Annotated in this window: 14 protein-coding genes; 10 read left to right on the top strand and 4 right to left on the bottom strand. The window is 43.7% G+C overall.

Features of this window, described 5'->3' with window-relative positions; all coding sequences use genetic code 11:
* Position 1: 1 nt before the first annotated feature.
* The 7 genes from ABHV44_RS09770 (at position 2) to ABHV44_RS09740 (ending at position 5900) form a co-directional block, all read left to right on the top strand.
* On the top strand, positions 2 to 751 hold the full coding sequence (locus ABHV44_RS09770) for a 2-phosphosulfolactate phosphatase (RefSeq protein WP_459074499.1): 750 nt from the start codon (positions 2 to 4) through the stop codon (positions 749 to 751).
* Positions 732 to 1730, top strand: a complete 999-nt coding sequence (locus ABHV44_RS09765; RefSeq protein ID WP_459074498.1) for a zinc dependent phospholipase C family protein — start codon at positions 732 to 734, stop codon at positions 1728 to 1730. The genes ABHV44_RS09770 and ABHV44_RS09765 overlap by 20 nt, the downstream gene beginning before the upstream one ends.
* A 76-nt stretch (positions 1731 to 1806) precedes the next feature.
* Positions 1807 to 2310 carry a hypothetical protein gene (locus tag ABHV44_RS09760; RefSeq protein ID WP_459074497.1) on the top strand — a complete coding sequence of 168 codons (504 nt, stop codon included), beginning with the start codon at positions 1807 to 1809 and terminating at the stop codon, positions 2308 to 2310.
* Positions 2311 to 2394: 84 nt separating this feature from the next.
* Positions 2395 to 3510 carry a tRNA-queuosine alpha-mannosyltransferase domain-containing protein gene (locus tag ABHV44_RS09755; protein ID WP_459074496.1) on the top strand — a complete coding sequence of 372 codons (1116 nt, stop codon included), beginning with the start codon at positions 2395 to 2397 and terminating at the stop codon, positions 3508 to 3510.
* Positions 3511 to 3683: 173 nt separating this feature from the next.
* Positions 3684 to 4538: a hypothetical protein gene (locus ABHV44_RS09750; protein WP_459074495.1), complete on the top strand. Its 855-nt coding sequence runs from the start codon at positions 3684 to 3686 to the stop codon at positions 4536 to 4538.
* A gap of 34 nt (positions 4539 to 4572) precedes the next feature.
* Positions 4573 to 4995 carry a hypothetical protein gene (locus ABHV44_RS09745; RefSeq protein WP_459074494.1) on the top strand — a complete coding sequence of 141 codons (423 nt, stop codon included), beginning with the start codon at positions 4573 to 4575 and terminating at the stop codon, positions 4993 to 4995.
* Positions 4996 to 5087: 92 nt separating this feature from the next.
* Positions 5088 to 5900 (top strand): hypothetical protein, encoded by an 813-nt coding sequence (locus ABHV44_RS09740; RefSeq protein WP_459074493.1) that lies wholly within the window; start codon positions 5088 to 5090, stop codon positions 5898 to 5900.
* Between the two features lie 20 nt (positions 5901 to 5920).
* On the opposite strand, the gene ABHV44_RS09735 is transcribed toward ABHV44_RS09740, so the two are convergent.
* Positions 5921 to 6325 carry an acyl-CoA thioesterase gene (locus ABHV44_RS09735; RefSeq protein ID WP_459074492.1) on the bottom strand — a complete coding sequence of 135 codons (405 nt, stop codon included), beginning with the start codon at positions 6323 to 6325 and terminating at the stop codon, positions 5921 to 5923.
* A gap of 386 nt (positions 6326 to 6711) precedes the next feature.
* On the opposite strand from ABHV44_RS09735, the gene dnaA reads away from it, so the two are divergent.
* Positions 6712 to 8142: a chromosomal replication initiator protein DnaA gene (gene dnaA, locus ABHV44_RS09730; protein WP_459074491.1), complete on the top strand. Its 1431-nt coding sequence runs from the start codon at positions 6712 to 6714 to the stop codon at positions 8140 to 8142.
* A 62-nt stretch (positions 8143 to 8204) separates the two neighbouring features.
* Here the strand turns inward: dnaA and ABHV44_RS09725 are convergent, their stop codons facing one another.
* Positions 8205 to 8690 carry a DUF6265 family protein gene (locus tag ABHV44_RS09725; protein WP_459074490.1) on the bottom strand — a complete coding sequence of 162 codons (486 nt, stop codon included), beginning with the start codon at positions 8688 to 8690 and terminating at the stop codon, positions 8205 to 8207.
* Between the two features lie 125 nt (positions 8691 to 8815).
* On the opposite strand from ABHV44_RS09725, the gene meaB reads away from it, so the two are divergent.
* Positions 8816 to 9865: a methylmalonyl Co-A mutase-associated GTPase MeaB gene (gene meaB / locus ABHV44_RS09720; protein ID WP_459074489.1), complete on the top strand. Its 1050-nt coding sequence runs from the start codon at positions 8816 to 8818 to the stop codon at positions 9863 to 9865.
* Here the strand turns inward: meaB and ABHV44_RS09715 are convergent.
* Positions 9862 to 10320, bottom strand: coding sequence for a DinB family protein (locus ABHV44_RS09715; RefSeq protein WP_459074488.1), 459 nt, complete (start codon positions 10318 to 10320; stop codon positions 9862 to 9864). The genes meaB and ABHV44_RS09715 overlap by 4 nt on opposite strands.
* On the bottom strand, positions 10313 to 11692 hold the full coding sequence (gene hisS / locus ABHV44_RS09710; RefSeq protein WP_459074487.1) for a histidine--tRNA ligase: 1380 nt from the start codon (positions 11690 to 11692) through the stop codon (positions 10313 to 10315). The genes ABHV44_RS09715 and hisS overlap by 8 nt, the downstream gene beginning before the upstream one ends.
* A gap of 199 nt (positions 11693 to 11891) precedes the next feature.
* Here hisS and ABHV44_RS09705 point away from each other — a divergent pair, with 199 nt between their 5' ends.
* A complete protein-coding gene (locus ABHV44_RS09705; protein ID WP_459074486.1) occupies positions 11892 to 12803 on the top strand; it encodes a WD40 repeat domain-containing protein in 912 nt (303 codons plus the stop codon).
* The last annotated feature ends 374 nt before the right edge of the window (positions 12804 to 13177 follow it).

Genomic DNA, 13177 nt, shown 5'->3' with positions numbered 1-13177 from the left:
TATGATCAACTCTCCAAAAAAGCGAGTGGAAGTTTGCTTTGCTCCCACGCAATACGAACTTTATAAAGCCGACTACAAAATTTGCGTGGTGATTGATGTTTTGCGTGCCACTTCAGCCATTTGCACTGCTATTAACAACAACACTAAGATTCTGCCAGTGTCCACGGTAGAAGAAGCAAAGTCTTTCCAGAAAAAAGGCTATCTCGCAGCGGCAGAGCGTAATGGAGAAATTGTTGAAGGATTTGAAATCGGTAATTCCCCTTTTGCTTTTATGGATCCAGACCTGAGGCAAAAGACTGTGGTACTCACTACCACCAATGGAACAAAGGCTATCAACATGGCCAAAGACATGGAGATAGTGGTGATTGGCGCACTCAATAATTTGGATGCGCTTTGCGACTGGTTGATCGACCAACACGAAGACACGCTGTTGCTGGGTTCCGGGTGGAAAGACAAATTTAACCTCGAAGACACCATTTGCGCTGGTGCCATTGCCGATCAGCTTATTAAAAGCGGAAAGTTCAAAGCTGAAGAAGACTCTACCATTGCTGCCAAATACATCTCGCGCTCTGCGAAAGACAATATTTTCGGATACCTCAAAGCTTCTTCTCATAGAAGAAGACTGAAAAAACTAAATCTGAACGAAGACATTCTCTACTGCCTCACACCAAACAACCTGGATTGCATCCCGATTCTAAAAGACGGAGTGATAGAAAAGCTCACACCAGAACATGTACCGCAAAAAGCGTAAACAAATAATTGCCACCTGGCTAATTTTAGTTTTGTTGTCTTTCGACTTCGGACCGGCAGCAGCCTGGGGTTTTTACAGCCATAGAAAGATAAACGAAATGGCAGTTTATGCTTTGCCTAAAGACCTCTTTGGATTCTACAAGCGGAATATTCAGTTCATCATCGACCAAAGTGTTGCACCCGACAAAAGACGATACGGAGTAAAAGGAGAAGCACAGAGACACTACATCGACATTGACCACTATTGTCACAGTCAGGAGTGCGACCCTTTTGAAGTTGTACCATTCAAATGGAACGATGCAGTAGAAAAGTTCTCTGAAGACACACTTCAGGAGTATGGAATTTTGCCCTGGCACATCAACTCCATGACTCACTGGCTCACCAAAGCTTTCAGGGAAAAAGACATCGACAACATTTTAAGGCTTTCTGCTGAACTCGGTCACTACGTTGGAGACGCTCACGTTCCTCTTCACACGACTGAGAACTACAACGGCCAATTGTCCGGGCAACGGGGAATTCACGGCTTTTGGGAAACACGGCTGCCAGAGCTTTTCGATAAAAACTATGACTACTTTGTGGATGACGCCAGATACATCGAGTCGCCACTGCAGTTCGCCTGGCAGTCGGTAAGAGAAAGCCACACCGGCCTGGATTCTGTGCTTACTTTCGAAGCTGAGCTGAATGATCGCTTCTCCCCGGATCAAAAGTACTCCTATGAAGAACGCGGTCGCTCAGTAGTGAAAGTTTACTCACAGGAATATGCCGAAACTTACCACCAGATGTTAGATGGACAGGTGGAACGCAGACTTCGTGGTGCCATTCACGGCATTGCAAGTTTGTGGTACACTGCCTGGGTGAATGCCGGTCAGCCCGATCTCACCGACATCGAAAATGAACAGCCCTCAGAAGGATTGCTGGAAGAAATTGAAAAAGAGACCAAACGGAAAGAGCTTGACGAGAAAGTCAGAGATCACAATTAGTGAAAATCAACCGGTTTAGAGTGAAACCCTGACTCAATATTTCAGTAGAAAGGAGTGTATCAAATTTACTGAAATTATGAAGTTCATTATCACTACCGCATTTTTCCTTTTTCTCACCGTAGGCGTGCAGGCGCAAAACGGAAAAGTAATCATTGAAGGCTCTGTTCAGACAGAAGGAGTTATTCCAACGAATCTTGAACAGATTGAGCCCACCCAACACACATTGGTAACAGTTTATTGCCAGGATGAAATTATCGAGCAGTTCTTTGCAACAGCTGAAGGCAAGTTTGACTATGTTCTCAATCCAGGATTTGAGTACACTGTCATCTTTAGTAAGTCAGGATACTTTGAAAAGCAACTCGTTTATAACCTCAAAGACACTCCAAAGGAAGAATTTGAAGGTGATGTAGTCGCAAGCAAAGTCACGCTTCACGAGAATGACGAGTCAGAAGCAATGACCGAGCTCAGCTATATTCCGGCCGCAAAATGTTTCTACGACACCAAAAAAGGCTCGATCGCGTGGGACATCGCTTACCAGCAAAAGATGAATGAAAGATATTACAGCCTTGCGATGCAATAAATTGTAGATCAAATACAGCAACTAAATTTAACCTGAAGCACCATCTGATCCCTTGTGATTGGATGGTGTTTTTATTTTTGCTCAATGCGCATTGCACTGGTTGAGCCATATTTTTCCGGATCGCACAAGAGTTGGGCAACAGAACTCCAGCGACACTCTTCTTATTCTATTGAGTTATTTACGCTGCCTGGTCGCAACTGGAAATGGAGAATGCACGGTGCTGCCATATCACTGGCTAAAAAAGTAAATGAGATTGAGACTGCGTTCGACCTAATTGTTGTGACTGACATGATGGATCTGTCAGTATTTAAGTCCTTGCTCTCCCCTGTTCACAACCTCACTCCTATTGCCCTCTACTTTCACGAAAACCAATTGACATATCCATGGTCAAACCGCGATCCTGATGCTAAGGATGAAAAAGCGGGTCACTATCAATTCATCAATTACTCGTCTGCACTGGTGGCCGATCGTGTTTACTTCAACTCCGCATACCACATGAACTCATTTCTGGATGCGTTGAAGCCTTTTATTTCCACATTCCCGGATCATAAGAACATGAGCACCATTGCTCAAATTGAAAAGAAGTCTTCTGTGCTGCCAATTGGCATAGACCTGAAGAAATTCGATGAGTTTGAAGCGAAGGAATGGGAACCCAATGAAGTACCAATTATTCTCTGGAACCACCGATGGGAATACGACAAAAACCCAGACGATTTTTTCCAGTGTCTTTTTGACATTAAAGAACAAGGATATTCCTTTCAGCTCGTTGTGCTCGGTGCACATTTTCGGACTCATCCTAAAATCTTCACAAAAGCTAAAGAAGTTCTTTCTAACGAGTTACTCCACATTGGATTTTGCGAAAGCTTCGAAGAATACGCTCGGTGGCTTTGGAAATCAGACATTCTCCCAGTCACTTCGATTCAAGACTTTTTTGGTATCTCCATCATTGAGGCCATTTACTGTAAGTGCCTACCGATTCTCCCGAATAGGTTGGCTTACCCCGAACACATCACAACTAAAGACCTCTTTTACGATAGCTATTCAGAGCTCCTATCGATTTTAAAAGATAAGATCGAGAGTAACATTTCATCTGAAAAAGTGGATAATAGAAATGCCGTCCTTCATTATGACTGGGAGGTGACTATACGAGAATACGACCAAAAGTGGAGGGAATTGGTGGAAAAACACCTCAAAAAATAGCATTTCAGGACAAGACACAAGGCCTTCAGAGGTCTGATTTCCTGTTAGTTAAAACCTATTAACAGTTTTCACTTAGCAATTTTTGCTAAAAATAATGTTTGATTTTTCGAATAAAACATACTTTTGGAGCGCAATAAAAAAGCAAAAACAGAAAACCAAAAATTTAAAGTGCCATGAAAAAAACATTTATGCTTTTGGCAGTGCTTGCAGTGAGCGTCAGTTCAGTGTTCGCACAATTGTCTACTCGTGACAATGACGCCACCAACGTAAACTTGGGTGCACGCCCAGTAGCTGGTGATGCCGCCCTCACATTCACTATTCCTGTAGTAGGAAGAAGCGGAAACGATGGTGAAGACGCAGGTCTTTACAACGGAAACCTCTTTGGAGCTGGTCAGGTATTGACTTTCCGTTACTACAACACTTCAGATGTAGCTTACCGTCTTGGTATTCACATGTCTGCTGACAACACAAAGAGAAGTGGTGAGCAAACTGATGAAGACCTCGTGACTGCACCGGGAGAAGTAAGAGAAGCAGAGTATCAGGATGTGATGCGCGAATACCTCATCGCTCCTGGTATTGAAAAACACTTTTCTAGCAGCAACATCTGGGATGTTTATGCTGGTGGTGATGTTCTCATAGGTTTCAATAAAATGAAGACTATGAATAACGAAATCTACTGGGAAGCTGATGGAACAGATTTCGTAGAAGGTGGAAGAAACTTCAGAACTGAAACAACAAACGCTTTTGTTTTCGGACTTGGTGGTGTTGTTGGTATGAACATCTTTGTAGCTCAACTTCCAGTTTCTGTAGGTATCGAGTACGGTCTTTCAGCAAAATGGCTCTTCGGAGACAGAACTTTTGTTGAAACTGAATTTGCAGCTTCTTCAACTGATGACACTGTATCTAACGAGTTTTACACAGACCCAGATGATCCAGGAAACATCTACACTGATTTCAGCAAGCGTCAGTTCAACATGGACACAAACCACAACGTTCGTCTGAACATCAACTTCTACTTCTCTCGTTAATTTTGTGAACCGCCTCTAAAAAGAATTTTCAATTATGAAAAAAGCAATCTTTTATCTTTTTGCCTTTATAATGGTGGCAGGTGTGTTCACATCTTGCACTATGAGGCAAAAAGCAACTCCACTGGCTCCGATTAACGCTCAGGTCAACTTTGACATGGACGACCTGGAGTACATTGGAGAAGTGACAGGAAACACTGTTCAGTCTTATGTATTTGGCATCCCTTACGGTGGACGCCAGTACCACAGTGGAATCCTTTTGAACCAACAGCCAGGCCTTGGACTTAACCTTCCACAGAGCCGTGGTCTAAACAATGCTCTTTACGATGCGTTGATGCAATCTCCAGATGCAGATTTTGTTTTGCCAGTTTCTTACGAAACAGTTACTGAGCAGCAATTTCTCGGGAGAAAAGTCAACCTTACTGTTAAAGCAAAAGCTTTCAGAATTAAAGACAAATAAACATCTCTATAGATTTGTTGAAAAACACTTGTCCAATATGGGCAAGTGTTTTTTTATTTTTACACCAGCTTTTTCAATACAAAGTCACAAACATGCTCAAGAGTAAAATTACCTTCTGGACAGTACTGGCCATTTTAAGTCTTTCGGCTATCTCATGCAATGACGAACTGCAAAGTCCTGCAATTTTTGTTAGCCCGACAGCGTTCAATTTCACCGCTAGCCCGGGACAGTATGTTGAATTTAGCGTTCGTGCTGAAGCCGGTGATTCAGACTTGAGAAATCTGACGATACAGTTGAAACCTGAGGGTGGTCTTACCCAAACCATTCTGGACACCGCACTGGCAGGTGACGAAGCAGAATTTTTCTATCCATACCTTATTGCCAATTCTCAGGAGGCCAATCTCAATTTTACTTTTAAAGTTTACGATCAGGAAGGTGACAACGGTGGAGCTATCAGAAAGGTGTCGATTTCAGGAAGCAGCCCTCTGGTTGAATCGACAGGACACAGGCTCTACTCAAAATTTGCAACAGAAGAGAACAGTGCTTTTAATATTGAAAACACTCAACCGCTAGTTTTGGCAACAAACCCGGACTCGAGCTCTGTGGATCTCGTAAACTTCGACACCACCAATGATGACGTGCTAACCAGATCGATCACTTCGTATTCAGGTGTAAAGTTTGCCCGCAACAACGATTTCAATTACGCAGAGGCAACTCAACAAAGTGCCGAGGGAACTTATACTTCAAGTACACCTGTGAATTTGGTTTCGAACCTGCAGATTGATGATATCCTCATCACAGAGTTCGACACGATCAACAATTTATACGCTGTGCTTCAGATTACTAACATTTTGGATTTGGAAGGAACTGTAGACGATCGCATCGAATTCAAAATGAAGAAATAGGCTAAAGGAATTGGCCCTTTTTACCGCCAGTTCTCAAAGGCTTCGTAAACATCGGCTGGACATTTCACGGGCTTTCCGGATTTTCGATCGACAAAAACCAAAGTTGTTTGTGCCTTGTTTACCACAGTACCGCTTTCGTTTTTGGTTTCGTAGTCAAATACTATTCTGACACCTGGCAATTCTTGCATGCTTATGGTAATCGTGATCTCTTCATCGTAATAAACAGGCTGAAAATACTTCACAGAATACTCCAGCACCGGAAGCAAGATGCCTTTATCTTCAAGATCGCGATAACTAACCCCAGCTGCTCTTAGCATTTCTACACGAGCCACTTCGAAATACTCCGCATAGTTTCCGTAATACACATACCCCATTCGGTCAGTCTCTCCGTATCGCACTCTTAATTTCCAATCAAACTCTATCATTTTTATCTTCTATATTTGGTCTCTGAAAGGTAGAAATTCGAGTATAAAAGGGGCATAATTTCCACAGTATTCTTCGCTTCTGTCGTAACGCTGGCTTAACACTTTGACCCCGAAAGGATTAAGCTCCTTCAGATATTTAATTACTGAAATACTGATAGTTACGACAGATTTAAAACTATGCCAAAGGTTGGTAAATCTGAATATTCGGGGAATTATTTTCTACAGTCAAAAAAAGTTTAAAGTCAAGGGGTAATCGGTTTTTTTTTTCACTTTTTTCTCCAAATATTTGTTCGTACTTTGACATCGCGTTCCGAGAGAAGCACCAATTCTCTCACGCTGTCGGGGCCAAGAATTATTTTAATTTAACCTATTAGTTTATAAGGACAATGAGCAAAGATCACAATCAGGTATGGACCAACTGTCTCAGCGTGATCAGAGACAACGTTAGTATGCAAGGTTTCAAAACCTGGTTTGAGCCCATTAAGCCGATCAAGCTCGAAAAGAATGTATTAACCATTCAAGTTCCTTCTCAGTTTTTCTACGAATGGCTAGAAGAGCACTATGTGTCACTTCTCAAGAAAACCATCAAAAAAGAATTGGGCACCGAAGGGAGGCTGGAATACAGCATCATTATGGAGAACAATTACAATAACTCCAACCCCTACACGGTGCGCGTGCCAACTACCAACAAAAAGGCGATTAAGAATAAGTCAGTGCAGGTTCCTATGGATGCCAGCACTCAGCAAATTAAAAACCCTTTTGTTATTCCCGGCCTGAGGAAATTGAACATAGATTCAAACCTCAATCCCAACTATTCGTTTGAAAACTTTATTGAAGGCGACTGCAATCGGTTGGCGAGATCAGCAGGTTTCGCTGTGGCAAACAAACCAGGAGGGACAGCTTTTAACCCACTGCTTATTTACGGTGGCGTAGGACTCGGTAAAACTCACCTTGCCCACGCTATCGGAATTGAAATCAAGAATAAGTATCCGGAAAAAACTGTTCTCTACGTATCTTCAGAAAAATTCACGCACCAATTTATCGATGCCGTTAAAAACAACAGCGTCAACGACTTTAGTCACTTCTATCAAATGATGGACGTGCTGATTATAGATGACGTTCAATTCTTTAGCGGTAAGGAGAAAACTCAAGACGTATTCTTCCATATTTTCAATCACCTGCACCAAACAGGCAAGCAGCTGGTGTTAACATCAGACAAACCGCCAGTTGAGATGCAGGGTATGGAACAGCGACTGCTTTCTCGTTTCAAATGGGGGCTTAGTGCAGACTTGCAAACGCCTTCACTTGAAACGCGAATAGCGATTCTTGAGAAAAAGATGTATGCTGATGGAATCGACCTTCCGAAAGAAGTTGTCGAATATCTGGCCTACAGTATCACTACAAATATCCGTGAACTCGAAGGTGCGCTAATATCTCTGATCGCACAGTCATCTCTCAACAAGAAGTCGATAACACTCGACCTCGCCAAGCAAATGATTGACAAGTTTGTCAAAAACACAGCTCGCGAAGTTTCTATCGACTACATTCAAAAAGTGGTGTGCGATTATTTCGATCTGCCAATTGAATTGCTGAAGTCGAAAACCCGAAAAAGAGAAATCGTACAGGCCAGACAAATTGCAATGTTCTTTGCCAAGAAAATGACCAAATCGTCATTGGCAAACATTGGTCTTCACTGCGGTGGAAAAGATCACGCGACTGTGCTCCACGCCTGCCGAACGGTGAACAACCTTCAGGAAACTGACAAGCACTTCCGAAAGTATTTGGATGACCTGGAGAAAAAATTGAGTATTCAATAAGTCACGTTAAAAAAGGAGATCAAAACGATCTCCTTTTTTTATGCTCTTTCACCAAAATCCTTTTACTCAATCTTTTTAAAATCAAACTCTAGTTTGCGGTACTTGCCATACTCCTCACCATCCACAACAACATTCAATGTAGAGTCATCTACAATCTCGTAGGTGATGTGCTGTGGAAATTCGTGTTGGTGATTAGAGAAAGTGATTTTCGTCTCGCTTTTTTCTTCCTCTGTGAAAGGAACTGCACTCCCCTCGTTCTGGTTGTGAACCTGGGCATAGTAATGCAAAAGACCATCCTCTTCCTGAATTCTCAGGTTTTCAATGAAAACGGTGTCTTTATCGGCCATCACAAAACCATTGCCGATGTAAATGCTATCCGACTTCGACCACTGCTCATAGTACGCGTTCTTTTTTGAAGAATCGCGCCATTTACCAACGATTTGATCTACCTCGAAGCTCTTGTTCATTGGTTCATCACATCCTGCGGCAGCTAATACAAAAGCGAATAAAGCCAATTGGGAGACTTTCATTTTTAAGGTGCTGTTCATCAGGTCACAAATATTGAAATTTTTTTCGGATCGGCTATTGTCGATAATTCGATGAAAAAAGGTGAGGAAACCACCCAGAGCGGCCCATCGGCATTATCTATATTTGAAGCAAACACTGAGTAGATATGGCCAAAACTTCTGACGCGCAGAGCAATTCGAGCAAAAAAGCACTGGAGAGATTGCGCAGTAGGCGAAGCAAGAAACTCGAAGCAACAGACCTAATCGACAGGATCAAAACTGGAGACTCAACTGCATTGAGCGAAGCCATCACTCTGATTGAAAGCACTCATTCTAAACATCAAAAAATTGCCCAGGAAGTGATTTCCGGATGCATTGATAATTCCGGAGAATCTGTTCGATTGGGAATCACCGGTGTCCCTGGAGTTGGCAAGAGCACCTTCATCGAGTCCTTTGGTTTGCACCTCATCGAAAAAGGTCATCGGGTGGCAGTGCTCGCCATAGATCCCACAAGTCAACGAAGCAGAGGTAGCATCCTGGGCGACAAAACCAGAATGTACGGACTCACTCAAAACCCGGATGCCTTTGTGAGGCCCTCACCCGCTGCCGATGCTCTTGGTGGAGTGGCAAGAAAAACCCGCGAATCGATCGTTCTCTGCGAAGCGGCCGGATTCGACCGAATCATTATCGAAACAGTGGGTGTTGGCCAGTCGGAAACGGCAGTACATTCCATGGTCGATTTCTTTTTACTGCTTATGCTTGCTGGAGCCGGAGACGAGCTCCAGGGAATCAAACGCGGGATCATGGAAATGGCAGACACCATCGTGATCAACAAGGCCGATGGCGAAAATGTGAAAGCTGCGCAAAAAGCAAGTCGAGAATACAAAAATGCCGTTCACCTCTTCCCTCCCAACCCCAGCGGATGGGAACCAAAAGTGCTTACTTGCTCAGCTCTGAAAAAAGAAGGTTTGCCAGAAATTCATGAAACAATCGAAGAACACACAAGTGAAATGAAAAGCCTTGGACTCTTTTTGAAAAAAAGGCAACAGCAAGATATTAACTGGATGCACGACACTATTCTGTCTGAACTCAAGCGAAATTTTTACAACAACCCTGATTCTAAGGCGGCAGTGTTACGACTTGAAGAAAAGGTAAAATCAGGAGAAATCACTCCTTTTATGGCTGCCCAAAAGGCATTAGGCATAAACGAAGACTAACCTTTTTCGCGACTCCAAAAGATGAAGTCGGTTGCGGGGAGTTCCGAAACATAAGGCTTCATCAGCACAACAACCTGCCCGCGGTGATACTGACTGTGAAGCACGAGGTGATAAAGTATTTCCGAAACCGTACTTCGGAAAGTGGTTCCTTTAGAATTACTGTACTCGATAACCTCATCGAGCTGATCGGTTTTTTCGAGAATTTCCAACAGCAGCGAACTGTTTTCTTTCACCATCTTCAACCATTTCTCAGAGGGAACCTCTCCCCAAACCTGCACTGACTGCGGCCTTTTTAGCAGACGTGACATCCAAATTTGTTGAGCGTTGATCAGGTGAGAAACAATTTCTCCCACACGGTCGGGCAGGTCATGGGCACTAAGTGCCATCTCCATAACTTTTTGGTTTGCCCAAAGTTCGTGCTCAATTAATTTTTTGATATCGGCCTTTCTACTCATTGATATTTTGGTTTAAGAAGTCAGTTAGTTTTTCCACAGGAACCTCGCTCTGCTCACCAGTGGTCATGTTCTTAACAGCGATCTTGCCGGACTCCATTTCTCTCGACCCGACAATGGCCACGAAAGGAATTTGCTTGTTATCGGCATACTTCATCTGCTTTTTCATCTTGGCAGATTCCGGGAAAATCTCTGCATTCACGCCTTTGCTGCGCAAGTCTTTTAGCAAGCCCATGCAAAACTTTGCTTCGGCATCGCCAAAGTTGACAAACAAAAGTTGGGTTGTTGTAGACATGTTTTCCGGAAAAAGATTCATCTCCTCCATCACATCGTAGATACGATCGGCTCCGAACGAAATTCCAACTCCACTGACTCCCTGCAATCCGAAGATGCCGGTGAGATCATCGTAGCGCCCGCCTCCGCAAATCGAACCGATGCCAGAATCTTTCACCGCGACTTCAAAAATGGTTCCGGTGTAGTAGTCGAGTCCCCGGGCCAGGGTTGGGTCGAAAACTGGATTGCTAGAGTTTAGCCCAACAGCCTCCAGATAGTCGATAATCGTTCTCAACTCGTCCACACCTTTGCGGCCTGCCTCAGAATTCGCCAGCATTTGATCAACCTTCTCAAGCTGCTCTTTCATAGAGCCTTCGATGTTCAAAAACTCGCGGATTTTTTCTGTCGCCTGGTCGTCAATACCTCTTTCTGTCAGTTCTTTTGAAACACCTTCCCAGCCGATTTTATCCAGCTTGTCGATGGCGGTTGTCATGTCGACCCACTTGTCGCCTACATTGGCTACCTCGGCAATTCCAGAGAGAATCTTTCTGTTGTTGAGTCTGATCTCGAAGCCCGGAATTTTGAGTTCGCTGAGAACAGAGTCGAAAATCTGCACCAATTCGACCTCATTAAGAAGACTATCGCTTCCGATGATGTCTACATCGCACTGGTAAAACTCCTGGTAGCGTCCTTTTCCGGGACGATCACCTCGCCACACCGGCTGAATTTGGTAGCGTTTAAACGGGTACGCCACACTCGCCTGATTCATTACCACAAATCGAGCAAAGGGCACTGTGAGATCGTAGCGCAACGCTTTTTTGGAGATGCTAAACGAAAGAGCTTTGGAGTCTCTTTCCTGCAGCGCTTCTTCGTTGGCTTTCGAAAGATAGTCTCCGTTGTTGAGGATTTTGAAAATCAATTGATCTCCCTCTTCGCCATACTTACCAGTGAGCGTCTCGAGCTTTTCCATGGCAGGAGTTTCGATCGGCATAAAACCGAATCGCTCAAAGTTTTTGCGCACAGTGCTAAAAATGAAGTTTCTGCGCACCATTTCTGTTGGAGTAAAATCTCTGGTGCCTTTTGGCAAGCTGGCTTTGCTCATAACTGTGGAATTTTAGGTGGCAAAAATAAGAGAATCACCAAGCCTGAAACGGAAAGCCCCGACTTCATTTCTTCAGGTTTCTTCGGTATTGAATAAAAAGCAAAACGATCAAAACGGCCAGTCCGGCCCAAACGTACATCATGGCATTAACTGATTAAATTCATTCAAAGGTAATTCATACGTCTTACATTTGTTAATCATGATCTACACCCAGCACATCGGAAAGTTGACGGGGCATGCAGCTCCAATTTACGCTCTTGAAAAAGGGCGACTACCCAACACTGTTTTCTCAGGTGGCGGTGACAACATTGTGGCTGAGTGGAATTTAAAAACTCTGGAGCCGGAGAAATTTCAAGTGAAACTCGATTTTACCGTGTACTCCATTTGTCACATTCCAGAAAAACAATTGCTACTCATTGGCAATGCCGTAGGTGGAATTCACGTGGTCGACCTGGATAAAAAACAAGAGGTTCGCTACTTCACCGTACAGAAGAAAGCCATTTTCTCTTTGAAGTATTCTGAGAAAACGGGCCACTTTTACGCCCTCAGTGCCGGAGGTGTGATGACCGTTTGGCAACTCGAAGATTTCAAACTCCTAAGAACTCTGCCTCTTTGTGATGGAAAATTGAGAGATTTGGCCTTTAACAACGATCACTCTCTGATGGCCGTGGCTTGTAGCGATGAGCGAATTCGGGTGTTTGATACCTCGTTCTACAATGAACTCTACACCCTCGAAGGTCACGACCAAAGTGTAAACGCTGTGATCTTCCACCCCTCAAAACCCTTACTCATCAGCGGAGGACGCGATGCACATCTGCGGTTCTACAACTTCGACAAAGGATTTGAGCTAGTTCATTCCATCCCTGCTCACAACTTCGCGATTTACAGCTTGCAGTTTAGTCCCGATGGCAAGTTCATGGCTTCGGCAAGCAGAGATAAGACCTTAAAAATTTGGCCAGCCAATGACTTCGATAATCCAGTGCGGCTCGATTACAAAAAAGAAGGCCACTACCATTCGGTAAACAACCTGCTCTGGACAGACTTTGAAGACATCCTGGTTTCTACAGGTGACGACAAGACCTTGCGGTTGTGGAAGGTTGAAGAAAAGTGAAAGTAAAATTGGTGATTGCGTTTTGTTGTTAGGCCGTTTGCTGCTTCGAGCTATTGGAATCAAAGTTGAGACAAAGTGGAGATAAGGTTGAAATAAAGTAGTCGAGGGATTTACCTGTGGTCTGGCTGTTGGGATTTGGTGCTTGGTGCTTGTGTAGCTATAATAAAGCAGAGGCAAAGTGAAGATAAGGTTGTAGGGGCAGTAGCTACCTGGAACTTGGGTTTTGAAATTTGTGATTTGCCCTTTGGTGTTTCTGGAAATAAGGTAGAGACAAAGTAGAGATAAAGTTGTGGGGGACCGGGCTGTTGGAACTGCCATTTGGAATTTGGTGCTTGTAATTTGGTGCTTCCCCGTCTTTATTTTGAAAGATTCTA

Source organism: Halocola ammonii, assembly GCF_049334165.1.
GTDB lineage: Bacteria > Bacteroidota > Bacteroidia > Flavobacteriales_D > Sanyastnellaceae > JBEGHD01.
The sequence above is the reverse complement of the archived record's forward strand: the minus strand, read 5'-3'. Positions and strand labels throughout refer to the sequence as shown.